A 15,585-nucleotide genomic window follows, 5' to 3' on the forward strand; every position below is an offset into this window, starting at 1 on the left:
CGTTTTTCAAAAAGATGCTACATCGAAAGGAGAGATTACCATAAAAGCCAGTGGTATTGTTGTTGAATATAACCCTTTTCATAACGGTCATGCTTATCATGTGCAACAAACAAAAAAGTTAACACACTCTGATATTACAATCGCTGTTATGAGTGGCCCTTTTTTACAACGTGGTGAGCCAGCACTCGTATCCAAATGGTATCGTACCAAAATGGCCTTAGCATGCGGTGTAGACCTCGTTGTAGAGCTTCCTTATGCCTTTTCAACGCAAAAGGCCGAAACCTTTGCAAATGGCGCTATTTCTATTTTAAACGCCCTACACGTTTCTGAAATTTGTTTCGGCAGTGAAGATGGACAAATCGAAAATTTTTATAACACCATCTCTGTGCAGAAAAATGAAGAAGAGACTTTCAATCGTCTTGTAAAGCAATTTATGAACGCAGGTAATAGTTACGCAAAAGCTACATCTGAAGCTTTTCTACACATTTTATCTTCTGAAAAAAATATAGACATGTCACAACCAAATAACATTTTAGGCTTCCAATACATAAAAGCAATTCTAATGCAAAATAGTTCTATGCAAGCACAAACGATAAAAAGGTTCGCATCTCATTATCATGATGAAACATTTAACGACCAACATATTGCAAGCGCAACAAGTATTCGCAAACAACTTTTTAGTGAAAATAGTTCCTTTACAGAAATTGAGCCTTTCATCCCAAAAGCGACTGCTTCTCTTTTAGCAAGTTATAAACAAAACTACGGGACATTACATAATTGGGAACAATACTTTTCATTTTTTAAATACAAACTTATGACAATGTCTCCAGAAGACTTACGACATATATATGAAATTGAGGAAGGTTTAGAGCATCGTATTTTATCAAAAATACAAACCAGTTCCTCCTTCCATTCATTCATGGAAGCATTAAAAACGAAACGTTATACGTGGACTAGATTACAAAGAGCTTGTACACATATTTTAACAAATACAACAAAAGAAGAAATACATTGCGCAAATATAGAGCAACATGCACCATACATTCGTCTATTAGGCATGTCACAAAAAGGACAAACGTACCTTTCAAAAAACAAGAAAAAAATAGAGCTTCCAATCCTTACCCATACAAAAACATTTGACCACCCTACTTTACACATAGATCGAAAAGCCAATTCTGTATATTTCTCCATCATACAAGAACCATTACGAACACAACTACTAAAACAAGATGCAACACATCACCCAATTCGTTACGATGAAACAACTGCAAAATTCCTATAAAAAAATCTCTCTTTTCAGAGAGATTTTTTTATTTCTTGCCCATTTTTTCCAAATACATTAATGCATCATCCAACGTATCAACTGGCACAACTTTCATTTTCGTTTTAATATCTTTCGCAGCCTCAAGTGCATCTTTATAATTCGATTTCTCCGCACCTTTTTCATTTGGTGCAAAGAACACTTCAGCACCAGCATCACTTGCAGCAACCACTTTTTGCTGAATACCACCAATCGGGCCAACTTCTCCCTTTTCATTGATCGTCCCTGTTCCAGCTATTTCATGCCCTCTTGTTAAATCATCTTCCACCAGTTGATTATATATTTCTAATGTAAACATTAGGCCTGCCGATGGTCCGCCTATTTCATGAGAGTCAATTTTCACTTTCGGATCTACCACTAGTTCTCTTTCCGTAACGATAGAAACACCTATACCAACACGTCCATTTCCATTCGGAATAGTCTTTACATTTAAATTTTCTTTTAACTGTTTCCCATCCCTCTTGTACTCAATATTTACTGTATCTCCTTCTTTTTTCCCTGTCATATATTCAATAAATTGTTCTGTCTTTTCAAATGTTTTTCCATCGACGGCAATGATAACATCTCCAAGTTTAAGCTTTCCTTCTGAAGGCATCCCTTTCGCTACACCAGCAACCAACACACCCTTATTTTCAAAAGAAACAGTACGATTTGCACGTTTATAAGCATTATAAATCGCTGCATTTTGCGAATCTTTCATCGCATAATTTTGGCGAAATTGATATTCTTCATCACTTTCACCCTTTTGCAATATTTCTTCCGCTTTTGAAATATGTGTATATTTATTAAACTGTGCCGCTATTAAATTCACTACATTTGCCGGTCCCATTGAAACCGTAACAAGCATAAAATCACCTGATTCTTTTGTTCCCCCTTCAACTTGAACGTAAGGCTCTAATTTGGCAGCCATTCCTGGTTTCGTTACATAATACGGCAGACGTACATAAACAAGTAACATTGCCAATATAACCCCTATTAAAATTGCATATATAAACCGAAAACGCTTAAACATTATGTTTCTCCTTCCACTGCTCAATTAATAAATGAATATTTGCAACATGCTTTTCCGCTTCTACCTCTCCAACTCGAATAATGTCTTCAATGTTTGTAAAAGCCCGGGAACTAAATTGTTCTACAGCTGGTCGCATCATTAAATCAGATGCAATTTGCCGATTTATCACAAGCTCATGTTGCATAATTTCAATACTCTGCATAATTACATCATAAATAGACGTAACCTCTCCATTTACTTTAATCGGGGATACATCAACAGCAATGACAATATCGGCACCTAACTCTTTCACAACCGATACTGGGATGCGATCAATTACTCCGCCATCTACCAATAATCGTCCATCTATTTTCTCTGGCACAAACACTCCAGGTACAGAAATACTTGCTCTCACCGCCTCTGCAACTGGACCACTTGTAAAAACTACTTTTTCCCCCTTTAAGATATCAGTAGCCACAACAGCCGTCGGGATATCTAATTCTTCTAAATTTTTATTATATGTAAACATTTTAATCATATCTTTGACACGTTTTCCAGAAATAAATCCCATTTTCGGAACCGTAAAATCTAAATAATATTTCCTCTTAAAAACATTTGCCAGTTTATACAGTCTTTCAACGTTTGAACTAGCCGCATAAAATGTACCTACTAAAGCCCCCATACTACTTCCTGCAATCATATGAATCGGTATATCATTTTCCCTTAAAACCTTTATAACACCAATATGAGCAAAACCTTTTGCGCCCCCAGATCCAAGAGCTAAGCCAATTTTCGGTTCTTTCACTTTTCTCACCCTTTAATTTTTTTCGTTCCTTTTTCATACTTATGGTCTAAATTCACTACATATCCACGTATACTGAAATGAACGTTTTTTGGGACAAAGGGGGATTTACTTACATGTATGAAAAATGGAAAACGGCTTTCCTTACCATATCAACACTTTTTTTAACCTTTTCTCTTGTACTCCACCCCCAAGCTGCTTTACAAGCTTCCATTCGAGGGTTAAATATATGGTGGGAAGTTGTATTCCCTTCACTTTTACCGTTTTTCATCATTGCCGAACTTCTCATTAGTATTGGTGTTGTAAAATTTATAGGCGTTATATTAGAACCACTTATGCGACCACTTTTCCGCGTTCCAGGAATAGGCGGATTTGTTTGGGCAATGGGAATGGCTTCAGGCTTTCCCGCTGGCGCCAAATTAAGCGCTAGACTGCGCAAAAGCAATCAGCTAACACAAATTGAAGCAGAGCGCCTCGTATCTTTTACAAACTCATCCAATCCACTTTTTATTTTTGGCGCTGTTTCTATCGGTTTTTTCAATAATCCGAAATTAGGAATCGTATTAGCTGCTGCACATTATGTAAGTAATTTTGCTGTCGGGTTACTGATGCGTTTTTATGGCAATAACAACAGTTCCACGCATGATAAACATGTTACTAAAAAACACCCTTTTCAAAACCCTTTTTCAATTCTACACGAGACACGTATGCAAGAAAAAAGACCAATAGGAAAATTACTTGGGGACGCTATCGTTTCTTCTATTCAAACGCTACTTATGATTGGTGGATTTATTATTTTATTCTCTGTTTTAAATAAAATGATTACTGTATTTCATATTACAGCAGCCCTTTCTTTTATTATGCAACATATTTTATCATTCTTCCAACTAACTACTGAATTTAGTATCCCCATATTATCTGGCATGTTTGAAATGACACTTGGAAGCCAAATGATTAGTCAAATAACTGAAACACCCCTCCTGCAGCAAGCTATGGTAACAAGCTTTATTTTAGCATTTAGCGGCCTTTCTATTCAGGCACAAGTCGCTAGCATATTAGCTGAAACAGACATTAGATTTAAGCCCTATTTTTTCGCACGAATTATCCAAAGTATTCTTGCCCCTATTTTTACTTTTATATTTTGGAAACCATTTTATGAAAAAGTAAGCTCTTTTTCACCTATGCAAAAAGATATCCCTGTCTTTTTATCGAATCATTCTTCTATTCTGCATGAAATTTGGACATCTTTTATACACTACGGACCGATATTTACATTATTTTGCTTATATGTATATGTCATCTTATTATTTTTTCGGAGCAACAAAGAAAAACCCCGTTCACTTTAACGGGGTTTGAAACTTTTCTTTTAAAGCACGTTCTACAACAGGAGGTACAAGATCTACTACACTTCCTCCATATCTCGCAACTTCTTTCACAATGCTCGAGCTTAAAAATGAGTATTGATTGTTTGTCATAATAAAAAAGGTTTCAATGTTTTCATCTAACTTTCGATTCATAGAAGTAATTTGCATCTCATATTCAAAATCAGAAACTGCTCGTAATCCACGTAAAATCGCGTTCGCATTACGCATTTTTGCATACTCAACTAGTAGTCCACTATGTGAATCTACTTTGACATTAGGAATATCCTTTGTTGCTTCCCGAATTAAATCTAAACGCTCTTCCACTGAAAAGAACGGTTTTTTTGACGAGTTGTTTAAAACTACTACGTATACCTCGTCAAATACTTTTGCTCCCCTTTTAATAATATCCAGATGCCCAAGGGTAATTGGATCAAAACTTCCCGAAGAAATAGCTATACTTGTCATTCCGTCCCCTCACCTTCATACTTATAAATCGATATCGCTGTAATGCCATAATTTTCAGCTCGCACTTTTACAAGTCTTCCTATAGCCTCAGGTAAAACTACATCATTACCATGCTCCGCCATAATTAAACCATCGTTATGTAGTAATCCATGTTGATCCATTACACTAATTAAAGATACAATTTTTTGATCTTTATATGGAGGATCAATTAATATAAGATCAAATGATATTTCACGTTTTATAAGTGCTTTTATCGCACGTTCTGCATCATTCCGATATACTTCAGCTTGTTCCTGTATTCTACAACTTTCTAAATTTTGATGGATTACCTTTATCGCTTTATTGTCTCGATCAACAAAAATTGCTTTATCAATCCCTCTACTTATAGCTTCGATTCCAAGACCACCGCTACCACCAAATAAATCAAGAGCGACACCCCCATCAAAATAAGGGCCTATCATATTAAAAATGGATTCTTTTACTTTATCAGTCGTTGGACGTGTTGTATTACCTGGCACCGCTTTAAGTGGGTGTCCTTTACATTTTCCTGAAACTACTCTCATCTGTTGTCACTACCTTTATTTCAATCTATCGAGCAATTATAGAAAGCCTTTCTCCATTCGGTAACCGCTACCAAACTTTACGATTCCATTCATCTTCCAACGAAGACTAGAAGAACTTAGCTTAAAATAACCGCTCTGCATTTTTATGTATTCATCTCACCATTCGCTAACACGAACTATTCGTTTCACTTTATCTTTTTTATCCTATCATAAAATAAAAAAAAGAAAAATAAAAAGCCCAACATAAAATTTAATTTCATCATGTATATCTTCATTTAGATTGGACATAAATAACTATAACAACATCACCTTCGATGTTGTTGCCAACCGCGGAGAAGACTTACGTTTCCCCATAAGTTCTTCCTCCGGTTTCTCCTCTCCCTTTGCCTTCTTACTAGTACATGCTAGTATAAGAAGGGCCCTGCTTTGCAGGGTTTTTTTTCTTTGTCTACTTTTCATTTAAAAAGTGAGATGGTACAGTAAAAGAAAGAGGAGGAAAAGATATGATTCAACGCTTTATAGAACTCGGAGAGGGCTACTCTGATTTATATGAATTACTTGAAATTGCCAAAGCAAATCAAGAACGTATAACACATATGTTACAATTTGAAACAATTAAAAATGAAAAAAAAGTGTGCTCACTTGTTGTAATATTAAAACCAACTACTACTGGTGATTTCCAACCATTATACATATGTCGTGAAGGCATTCCTGTACTTGAAAATAAAAAAAGTAAACGCGTCATTTTATTTGAAGAAACGGCAGAACAACTTGGAAAAAAAGTGACTACCTTTACGGTAAAACCGTCCACAACTTTCCCAGAAAAAGAACTGTTTTTCAATCATTTAATTGGTATTTTACGAATGAATAATTTTATTCCTCCAATGAAATAATGTGTTATTTCAAATAAAAAATCCCCTGTTAAAATTAGCAGGGGATTTTTTCTATTAGCTATAATCGTATTCTTTTGCCCGATCAGGACGTGAATTTTCAAATTCCGTTTTTAAATACGGGCGGTACGACTGTTCTATCTTTTTCACAAAAGGAAGTTTGTTCAACTTTTGCATCATATGCTCAATTTGTTCCATATCACAATATACTACTGCATATTTTAAACGTTTTGATATGTAATGTATGTTACCATATTTTCTTAAAATCTTGGCATGTTTCAATGAATGTAAATAAACAATCATACTTTGTCGTTGCCCGAACATAATCTTCTCCATCTTCTCCTTTTAAAAACATATATTTTATATTTTATGAAAACCAATCAGAAATTTATGACATTACAGGACAAACTCTGTATACGTTTTCTTCTATCTTCTAAAAAACGGGGTGATTTACCCCGTTTTTTTACAACCGCAACCTCCGCCGGTACCACAACCGCCACCACAGCCACCAGCATCAAAAAATGGATTTCCTGTTGGAACTTTGATGGAAGAGGACACCTCAGAACCGATTGCTACACTAACTTCATCTAACAACTTTTGTAAAGCCGTTTCTACTCGTTTAAAAGCTGCAATCTTATCATGTAAATCTACAGAACGCTTCAATTCCCTCATTTTCGTCGAAACGAAAGTATAGTCAGGATGATATTTACCGAAACGTTGCACTTCCTCATATCGTTCTTTCATCGCTGTAAATTGCTGAATTAACGTCTGAACTTCCATATCTTCATGCAAGTCTTTATAACATTTACGGTAATCTTCTGCTATATCTGAACAGATGATCGCTTTTGCAAGCTGCTCTGCCTTATCTAATATTAATACGCTTTCTAGCGTCGCTACAATCATGAGAGACACCTCCGAGTATTTATCATACCACATTTAGAATAGAACTACTAATTGAAGTGTCTCACTAAACAGAAAGATATCATTCTAACTATTTTTTAATAATTTCAGTACACATTTATACATTAATATGTTCCGCGATGTTGTATTTAACAACATCCCACTTCCCACTATTTTCATTCACATAACTAATACATGCGTTTTTTAACGGTGTCTTAAACGAAATATCTTCCGGAGCAATTGCATGTAAAATTGCTTTTATCGCATGAGAATGGGCTACAATAATAATACGTTTGCCAGAATGAGTTTCTGCAACATCTTTTACCGCAGCAAAACAACGAGCTACAATTTCTTCATCTTGCTCCATACCTTCTACTTTACCTTCTGCAATTAATTCCCTAACAGTCGCAACTGGCTTCCCAGAAGCTTCACCAAAATTACGTTCAACAAATCGCTCATCTAATAAAATTGATTGTAATCCAGTTGCCTCTGCAATTTCCTTAGCTGTTTCTTGCGCTCTAATTAATGGGCTACTTATAATTATATCCCATGCCTCCGCTTGCAAAGCAGCTGCACTTTGACTCGCTTGCTTCTTCCCCACTTCATTAAGCGGAATATCTTCACGTCCCTGAATAATCTCTTGAAAATTCCAATCAGTTTGTCCATGTCGTACTAAACAAATTTCCGTCATGCTCATGCTGCAACTCCTTTTTAAATAATCCGCTTCTATTGTATCAAAAGTTCTGCATGACGGACATAGTTTTCCCTTCCAATTATGTTGCATTTTGCTGCTTCATATACTGAAACATATCAATCATAATGGAAGCAACTGCCAATTGATTTTGAAATTTCTCAACTTTATCTGGTATCGTTTTTTTGAAATGTTGCATAGCTGCTAACTCAAATGCCTCTTTTTCTTCAGGGTTTCGCGTTAATTTTCTATACCAGTAAGGTTGCTCCCTAATATAGCGAGATAAATCCTCATCAGCCTTTATAAACTCCATAATTTCTGCTCTCATCCGCTTTCCTCCTAATCCTTCTGAAAGAAAAATGGATTATTTTCTGAAGTACTCTCTTCTTGCTGCGTGCGTTTTCCTTGAAATTGTTGAAAAACTTGTTGCACACTCCCAATAGCACTCGTCACATTGGCTAAATGATGTTGCATTTGTTCCACGTCTAACTTTTTAAAGAAAGAAAGCATTTGTCCCATCACATCAGCAGTTTTTTCCTCTTCAGTTCGAGTATCCTTTTCTTTTCCTTTTTCTTTTTTCTTTTCTTTTACCGAAGAAAAAGCAGGCGCTCCATCCGGTCTAAAAGTTGCCCATATTGGATCTTCTTCACCAAGTAAGTACCATTCCTCATAAAACTGTTGCCAAGTTTTATGACCACTTCGAACTTCATGAACCATTTTAGGGTGATGGTTTACAAACTCTTTAAACTGTTGAACCGATGGATGTAACGGTCCTTTTGTTGTCGGCATAATCCTCACCTCTTCATGTATATCTACTATATAATAAGAAAAAAAAGGCGCATGGTTCGCCTATTTTTAGACGATTCATGCACCTTTTTATCCTACTATTTGCATAGGGGAAGATTCCCATCCACAATTTACAGTTTCATTTTATTTCCGAATAAAATTTTGTGTATAAAACTTATCGTATACACCAACACCTAATCCTGTAAATTGTTCATTCAATAAATTTTTTCGATGTCCCTCACTATTTAACCAACCTTGCAATGCCGCAACCCCATCACTATGTTGCGCCGCTATGTTCTCACCGGCAAGTTGAAATCCTACTTTCCCGCGCTGTAAACGATCTCCTAACGTACCTAATGTAGGTGAATCGTGTGAAAAGTAATTATTATCCTTCATATCTTTACTATGACCGATTGCCACCTCTGCCGTTTGTTGGTCCCACGCTAATAACGGTAAATTATGACGGCTTCGAATAATATTTGTTAAATCAAAAATTTGTTGCATATTCCCATTCTCTATTTGTTTCATTTTATCTGGAGTTAATGGTTGTTCTGCTAATAATTCACCCGAATAAACGAGCTGATACGGTCTTTGACGTAATAACGTTTCGTCATCCATATAACGAACACCGACAAGCTCATGCGTAAAATGATCAAAATATAATTGTGCCCAACCATCTTCTACTGGTACTAATGGTTGTTCCATCACTTCGGTATCAGATAACTCAAATTGATAACTATTCTTTCCTCTTTTTAACGAAATCTCATGAGAAAGTGGATTCTTTTTATACACATCTTCATACTTTTCATTTATATAATAAGGTGGCACCTTAACTTGCTCACCAGCGACATACGCCGTTACAATTTTACGTTCAGCAACCCCAAATTGAACATACTGAGCTAAATCTTGATTGTATACCCACCATTCATATCCGTAAGCAGATGGTTCTATTCGAGAAGGTTCGCCCCATTTTGCTAATAAATTTTCAGAGTCCCCACCAATCATATTTAAAACCGTATCAGAAGAGTCTTCATTTACTTGTTTTTTCTTTTTCACAATTTTATTTTCTTGCTTTGATTGAGATGGGGTTAATATATATTGTGAAACGAGTAATTTCCCGTATAAATCAACAGCTAAAATTAAAATTGTAATCATTACGATACGCAATAATTTCTTCAATCGATATACCTCCTGCAAAAAACATAAAATTGAGATATACACAAATCCTTTTCTTTCCTTTTTTTGTGTGTACCGTACTCTTTTCACTATATCATATTTTCGCAAAAAAAGTCTGGATTATCCCTTTTCTCTCAATATGAATTGCACTTTCTTATTATTCATACTATTATAAAAATAATGGTGTAACATTAAAAAAGGAGGTATTTTATGCAATTTACAAATACGAAATTTAATGGGGCAGTCGTTGATTTAACACTATTAACAGAGATTATGGAAAAGAACCATTTTGTACTTGCTGGACAGTGGGATTATGAACGAGTTACATACGATTATAAATTCGAAATATTAAACGATGTTTATTATTTACGTGTACAAGGTTTAGCTGTTGAAGGTGACATTGGCAGCAGACACGCTGAAATAAAGCTACTCCCTCCCTTATTAGGTAAACATTATTATCCTCACGGCGTTGAATATGGTGATGGTGAAACTTTCCCAACGAATGTCATTCAAAAAAGCGAACAACTCCTACAAAATATCGAAAAAGAGTTAAAAGAATTCCAAATCATTGAGTAAATAGAACAAGCGCATCAATATGATGCGCTTGTTCTATTTATCTTAATTAAGAATGAATCGTCTTTTTGACTGGATACCCATAAATAGTTCCATCCTTTACTTTAATCTCATCTTCCCAAGGAACCTTATATTTACCTTCAGCTAAATCTTTTACAAACGTATATGGGTTTTCTTTCACCCCACCAGGAGTCGCTACATATCCCCTTGAACCTAGATTATATATATTATTTTCGAGACCCCATCCTAATCTAGCTTGATCTGCTAGCTCTGGATATACTTCAGCAGTAACAATCTCCCAAGGATTTCGGTGTCCCTGCACTAAAGTAGTCCCATCAAAATTACATACTTGTCCTTCACCAAAATAATAAAATACACCATCATAACCGGCTAAGTTCACCGACAATGTATACATTAAATTTTGCCATGCATTCGAACGATTAGTTAACATCCATTGTTCACTAACTTGTGTGCTATATCCAGAAATACGAATCAAGACATTTGCACCTTTATAAGCTGCTTCACGAGCTACTTCAGGAAACATACCATCATGACAAATACAAACAGCTAATTTACTTCCTCCTGGTCCATCACAAACAGGTAAACCTAAATCTCCAGCCTTCCAAGGTTCAACTGGCACCCAAGGATTTAGCTTACGATACTTCAAAATCATTTCACCTTGTGGATCAATAATTATTGCTGTATTATACGGTTCTCCACCATCAGGATTTCTTTCCATTATAGAAAAAACACCATATACTTCAGACTCTTTACATGCCTCAGCAAACAAGTCTGTTTCTGGCCCAGGGACCGTACATAAAAACTCTTCTGTAGTCCATTTTTTTGTATTAAGCCCTTGCGTACTATATTCTGGAAATACTATCAATTCCAATCCAGGATACCCTGCTTTAGTTGAATGAATTGTTTTTATGATCTGTTTAATTTGTTTATCAATGTCTGCACGTGACTCTACTACCGGTACTGGATATTGTATTAATGCTGCTAAAAAACCACTAATTGGCTTTACCATACTTCCACTACTACCCATTTAAATTCCCCCTTAAAATAGTCCTTGTTTTATTAAAGATAACAATATAAATTTGTAACTCTCTAAAAAACTTGTACTACACATGGAATTATTATGCATTAAAGCTAGTAGTAAATCTTATATCCACTTTTAGTACATGCCTACACTAACTTAACATAAATAATTAGAAAATTCAATCTATTAAAGTTTAGTAAAACTAAAAAAGTGTATGGAAACCCATACACTTTTTTACTTCGTTTGTAAATACGGCGGCAATTGTTGTAACTGCTCTTTATCCTTTTCACGCTCTCGACGCGCCCATCGAAAGAACACATAACCAATAATTGTACCGTACACTATTTCCTGGACAATTTTCATAATGATGCCGCCTGTTTGTTGGTCTTGTACGATCGGCATCCAGTGTAAAAATTCTGGTCCAGTTATATTTAAATCAGATAAAGTTCCCGCTGGTACACATAGTTCCATCGCCTTCATCCAAGCAGCCGGATCCGTATACGTTGCAAACAACGGCGCCGTTGCAAAAATAATTAACGCGCAAGCTGGCGTTAATAATATACCGTTAGCAAACATATAACCAAGTTTCTTTATATCACTTAACGTTTGATATTCTGGTAATGGATTTAGCATCGGCCACCACATCATGATTGCCGTAAAGAACAATATAGCGAGACAGATAGGATGAGCAATTTGACTTTGTTTTACTGCATCAAAAACAACTGGTAAATGATAAAAAGAAAACAGGCCATTAAATACAAACAATGCAATAAGTGGCTTAGCAAATATCTTTAATATAATTTGAACGAACTTAAAAGAAGTAATATAACGATATAACCAAACTGGTATACCAAGCAACAACAAAGGCGGAACGGCAATATACATAACTGCCATTTCAAACATATGTGCACTAAATATAATATGACCAATTAAATCAATAGGCCCTCCCTTTACAAAATACAAAAGAACAATTCCAGTCGTAAAATAAAAAACTTGCTTCTTACTTACCTTTGTCGCATGTTCAAATCGCATTCTATACGGCCCAATAATTAAAAAATATCCAATGAGGATCGAAAGCATAAATAATAAAAAGATTGGACTCCATAGCGCTTGAAAACCAAATATCCACAAGTTACTCATTTTCACACCTACCTTCTTAAGGTTATCCGTTCACATAACATGAAGAGGGAGCTGTGTCAACACAAGCTCCCTTATTCTTCACTTTTCAAATCCACACAATTGTCATAAAAGCTAAAATTGTAATTAATCCGATCAGCAGACCAGAATAAAGAAAGAAACTTGCCGCTTCATGTCCTTTATGACTCATATGCATAAAATAATACAATTGAAAAATTACTTGTACCACCGCTAATAGTAAAATAAATGGTACTGAAAAAGTCGGACTAAAAGTTTTCGGATATGCTACCGCTGCAAATGCAACTAATGTTAAAAAAATCATTAATGCAAATGTAATAACTTGATGCTTCATTTCCTCCGCACTTTTTCTTTTCCGATAAACAAGATCAACTTTAGGATTATTCGTTTGCTTTATCGCCATTGTTTATCCCACCATTCCCATTAAATATACTACAGTGAAAATAAACACCCAAACTACGTCAATAAAGTGCCAATAAATCGATGCAACATAAAACTTCGGTGCATTGTATAAATTTAGACCTCTCTTCGCATTCCTAAAGATTAATGTTAAAATCCAACACAATCCAAACAATACGTGGAGTCCATGTGTACCAACAAGAGCATAAAACGCGGAACCAAATGCGCTACTTCTCATAGTATGCTTAAATTCATGCGTATAATGATAAAACTCATATATCTCAAATCCTAAAAACCCTAAACCTAGCAGCACTGTTACTAGTAGCCAAAGTTGCATTTTCTTAAAATTAAAGTTTTTCATATGATACATCGCATATACGCTCGTTAAGCTACTCGTTAATAAAAGCATCGTCATAATGAAAACGAGTGGCATTTGGAACATCTCTTGAGATGTTGGTCCGCCATTTGTAGAATTCTTTAACGCTAAATATGTGCCAAATAAGGAAGCGAACAATACTGTTTCGCCTCCAAGAAATAACCAAAAACCGACAAACTTATTTTTCCCCTCAAGGGTTGCTTTTTCAGGCTCTGCTGGAAATGTTTCATTCGTTAATTTTTCATCTACATGCATTACGCCTTGCCCCCCTTATCTTCTAAATCTTCTTTATGAATATGATATCCATGATCATCAATTACTGAACGTAGGAACATTGTACCAAACGTAATAATTAAACCGATAATTGCTACTAATAACCAAAACTTATCTTTTCCACCCTGCATATACATTGCACCGAATGCCGCTATAAACAATCCTAAAGAAATGATAAATGGTGAAAATGATGGATTTGGCATATGAATATCACCCACTGGTTCCGCCGCTGTCATCTCTTTATTCCCTTCACGTTTTTCAATCCAAAACGGATCTAACCCGCGAACAAATGGTAATTGTTTAAAGTTATATTCTGGTGTAGGTGCTGGCATTGTCCATTCTAATGTACGTCCATCCCACGGATCACGACCAGCCTTTTCTTTTGATACTGTTGTTTTAATTACATTGAATAGAAGAACAATCGTTCCAAGAGCCATAAATACCGCTCCAATAGAACTAATCATATTGCCCATTTCCAACCCTTGACCTTCAAGATATGTGTAGTAACGACGTGGCATACCAATTAAGCCAAGGAAATGCTGAATGAAGAACGTTAAATGGAAACCGATAAAGAATAACCAAAATGTTATCTTTCCTAACGTTTCATTCAATACTTTATTAAACATCAGCGGCCAATAATAATGGGCTCCTGCAAGTAAACCAAATACAACACCACCGACAATTACATAATGAAAGTGAGCTACTACGAAATAGTTATCATGAAATTGATAATCAGCTGGTGCAGATGCTAGCATAACACCTGTAACTCCTCCCATTACGAATGATGGAATGAAGGCTACTGCCCACATCATCGGTGTCGTAAAACGAATACTTCCGCCCCACATTGTAAAGAGCCAGTTGAATATTTTAATACCGGTCGGAACCGCAATCGCCATTGTTGCAACTGAGAAAATAGCATTTGCAACTGGACCAAGCCCAACAGTAAACATATGATGCGCCCATACCATAAACCCTAAAAATCCAATTAATACTGTCGCAAACACCATCGATGAATAACCAAATAATCGTTTTTTCGAAAACGTCGCAAAGATTTCCGAGAATATTCCGAAAGCTGGGAGTATAAGAATGTATACTTCTGGATGACCGAAAATCCAGAATAAGTGCTCCCATATAATTGTATTCCCGCCCAGTGCTGGATTAAAGAAACTTGTTCCAAATAAGCGGTCTAACATTAAAAGTCCTAATCCTACAGTTAACGGCGGAAAAGCAAATAATATTAATGAAGATGTTACAAATGTCGTCCACGTAAACATCGGCATACGCATATACGTCATCCCTGGCGCACGCATATTAATAATGGTTACAAGGAAGTTAATACCTCCAATTAATGTACCTATACCGGAGATTTGCAAGCCAAGCACATAAAAATCAACACCATGGCCTTTAGAGGCTAAAGCTAAAGATGCATAAGATGTCCATCCTGCATCAGGCGCTCCACCTAAAAACCAACTTAAATTTAAAAATACTCCACCAAAGAAAAATAACCAAAATCCGAGTGAATTCAAAAACGGGAACGCTACATCACGTGCACCAATTTGAAGTGGTACAGCGGCGTTCATAAATGCAAACACGAGTGGCATAGCTGCGAGGAAAATCATTGTTGTACCGTGCATAGTTAATACTTGATTATAAGCATCCCCAACAAGAAAAGCGTTGTTAGGAATCGCTAATTGAAGGCGAATAAATAGAGCTTCTATTCCGCCTATTATAAAAAACAATCCACCTGCAATTAAATAGAGAATGGCAATCTTTTTATGGTCTACTGTCGTTAAATAATCCCATATGACAGCACCCATC

Annotated in this window: 19 protein-coding genes; 4 read left to right on the top strand and 15 right to left on the bottom strand. The window is 35.8% G+C overall.

Going from position 1 to position 15,585, the window contains the following annotated elements; translation table 11 throughout:
* Nucleotides 1-100: 100 nt before the first annotated feature.
* Nucleotides 101-1,282, top strand: a complete 1,182-nt coding sequence (locus tag BGI23_RS18810) for a nucleotidyltransferase (RefSeq protein ID WP_001187903.1) — start codon at nt 101-103, stop codon at nt 1,280-1,282.
* A gap of 28 nt (nt 1,283-1,310) precedes the next feature.
* Here BGI23_RS18810 and BGI23_RS18815 read toward each other — a convergent pair whose 3' ends face one another.
* The gene (locus BGI23_RS18815) at nt 1,311-2,333 is read right to left on the bottom strand and encodes a SepM family pheromone-processing serine protease (protein ID WP_000476306.1); all 1,023 of its coding nucleotides are present in this window, start codon (nt 2,331-2,333) and stop codon (nt 1,311-1,313) included.
* Nucleotides 2,326-3,117 (bottom strand): patatin-like phospholipase family protein, encoded by a 792-nt coding sequence (locus BGI23_RS18820; protein ID WP_000662598.1) that lies wholly within the window; start codon nt 3,115-3,117, stop codon nt 2,326-2,328. The genes BGI23_RS18815 and BGI23_RS18820 overlap by 8 nt, the downstream gene beginning before the upstream one ends.
* A gap of 113 nt (nt 3,118-3,230) precedes the next feature.
* Here BGI23_RS18820 and ylbJ point away from each other — a divergent pair, with 113 nt between their 5' ends.
* Nucleotides 3,231-4,460 carry a sporulation integral membrane protein YlbJ gene (gene ylbJ / locus BGI23_RS18825; protein ID WP_000273105.1) on the top strand — a complete coding sequence of 410 codons (1,230 nt, stop codon included), beginning with the start codon at nt 3,231-3,233 and terminating at the stop codon, nt 4,458-4,460.
* Here the strand turns inward: ylbJ and coaD are convergent.
* Together coaD and rsmD are read right to left on the bottom strand one after the other, a co-directional pair.
* Complete coding sequence (gene coaD, locus BGI23_RS18830; RefSeq protein WP_000200598.1) at nt 4,452-4,943, bottom strand: pantetheine-phosphate adenylyltransferase; 492 nt, start codon at nt 4,941-4,943, stop codon at nt 4,452-4,454. The two genes, ylbJ and coaD, sit on opposite strands and share 9 nt — an antisense overlap.
* Nucleotides 4,940-5,506 (bottom strand): 16S rRNA (guanine(966)-N(2))-methyltransferase RsmD, encoded by a 567-nt coding sequence (gene rsmD, locus BGI23_RS18835; RefSeq protein WP_001266987.1) that lies wholly within the window; start codon nt 5,504-5,506, stop codon nt 4,940-4,942. The genes coaD and rsmD overlap by 4 nt, the downstream gene beginning before the upstream one ends.
* Before the next feature lie 503 nt (nt 5,507-6,009).
* Here rsmD and BGI23_RS18840 point away from each other — a divergent pair.
* Entirely contained in the window at nt 6,010-6,399 is a 390-nt protein-coding gene (locus tag BGI23_RS18840) for a DUF7147 family protein (protein ID WP_000616011.1), read from the top strand.
* Nucleotides 6,400-6,453: 54 nt separating this feature from the next.
* On the opposite strand, the gene BGI23_RS18845 is transcribed toward BGI23_RS18840, so the two are convergent.
* From BGI23_RS18845 to BGI23_RS18870, 6 genes are all read right to left on the bottom strand, one after another.
* On the bottom strand, nt 6,454-6,720 hold the full coding sequence (locus BGI23_RS18845; RefSeq protein WP_002080814.1) for a YlbG family protein: 267 nt from the start codon (nt 6,718-6,720) through the stop codon (nt 6,454-6,456).
* Nucleotides 6,721-6,846: 126 nt separating this feature from the next.
* Nucleotides 6,847-7,299: a YlbF/YmcA family competence regulator gene (locus tag BGI23_RS18850; RefSeq protein ID WP_000634351.1), complete on the bottom strand. Its 453-nt coding sequence runs from the start codon at nt 7,297-7,299 to the stop codon at nt 6,847-6,849.
* A 115-nt stretch (nt 7,300-7,414) separates the two neighbouring features.
* Nucleotides 7,415-7,987, bottom strand: a complete 573-nt coding sequence (locus BGI23_RS18855; RefSeq protein ID WP_001998138.1) for a histidine phosphatase family protein — start codon at nt 7,985-7,987, stop codon at nt 7,415-7,417.
* An 82-nt stretch (nt 7,988-8,069) separates the two neighbouring features.
* A complete protein-coding gene (locus BGI23_RS18860) occupies nt 8,070-8,315 on the bottom strand; it encodes a YlbE-like family protein (protein ID WP_001200990.1) in 246 nt (81 codons plus the stop codon).
* An 11-nt stretch (nt 8,316-8,326) separates the two neighbouring features.
* A complete protein-coding gene (ylbD, locus tag BGI23_RS18865; RefSeq protein ID WP_001143334.1) occupies nt 8,327-8,776 on the bottom strand; it encodes a YlbD family protein in 450 nt (149 codons plus the stop codon).
* A gap of 141 nt (nt 8,777-8,917) precedes the next feature.
* A complete protein-coding gene (locus tag BGI23_RS18870) occupies nt 8,918-9,952 on the bottom strand; it encodes a CAP domain-containing protein (RefSeq protein ID WP_000735391.1) in 1,035 nt (344 codons plus the stop codon).
* Nucleotides 9,953-10,159: 207 nt separating this feature from the next.
* On the opposite strand from BGI23_RS18870, the gene BGI23_RS18875 reads away from it, so the two are divergent.
* Nucleotides 10,160-10,525 carry a YugN family protein gene (locus tag BGI23_RS18875; protein WP_001160940.1) on the top strand — a complete coding sequence of 122 codons (366 nt, stop codon included), beginning with the start codon at nt 10,160-10,162 and terminating at the stop codon, nt 10,523-10,525.
* Between the two features lie 46 nt (nt 10,526-10,571).
* Here BGI23_RS18875 and BGI23_RS18880 read toward each other — a convergent pair whose 3' ends face one another.
* The 5 genes from BGI23_RS18880 to ctaD form a co-directional block, all read right to left on the bottom strand.
* Nucleotides 10,572-11,570, bottom strand: a complete 999-nt coding sequence (locus BGI23_RS18880; RefSeq protein WP_000535781.1) for a formamidase — start codon at nt 11,568-11,570, stop codon at nt 10,572-10,574.
* A 228-nt stretch (nt 11,571-11,798) separates the two neighbouring features.
* The gene (ctaG, locus tag BGI23_RS18885) at nt 11,799-12,704 is read right to left on the bottom strand and encodes a cytochrome c oxidase assembly factor CtaG (protein ID WP_000069012.1); all 906 of its coding nucleotides are present in this window, start codon (nt 12,702-12,704) and stop codon (nt 11,799-11,801) included.
* Nucleotides 12,705-12,789: 85 nt separating this feature from the next.
* Entirely contained in the window at nt 12,790-13,122 is a 333-nt protein-coding gene (gene ctaF, locus BGI23_RS18890; RefSeq protein ID WP_000985699.1) for a cytochrome c oxidase subunit IVB, read from the bottom strand.
* A gap of 3 nt (nt 13,123-13,125) precedes the next feature.
* The gene (gene ctaE / locus BGI23_RS18895) at nt 13,126-13,749 is read right to left on the bottom strand and encodes a cytochrome c oxidase subunit III (RefSeq protein ID WP_000557861.1); all 624 of its coding nucleotides are present in this window, start codon (nt 13,747-13,749) and stop codon (nt 13,126-13,128) included.
* A complete protein-coding gene (ctaD, locus tag BGI23_RS18900) occupies nt 13,749-15,584 on the bottom strand; it encodes a cytochrome c oxidase subunit I (protein WP_011040617.1) in 1,836 nt (611 codons plus the stop codon). The genes ctaE and ctaD overlap by 1 nt, the downstream gene beginning before the upstream one ends.
* Nucleotide 15,585 lies beyond the last annotated feature (1 nt).

The organism is Bacillus sp. ABP14 (assembly GCF_001831375.1).
GTDB classification, from domain to species: Bacteria; Bacillota; Bacilli; order Bacillales; family Bacillaceae_G; genus Bacillus_A; species Bacillus_A paranthracis.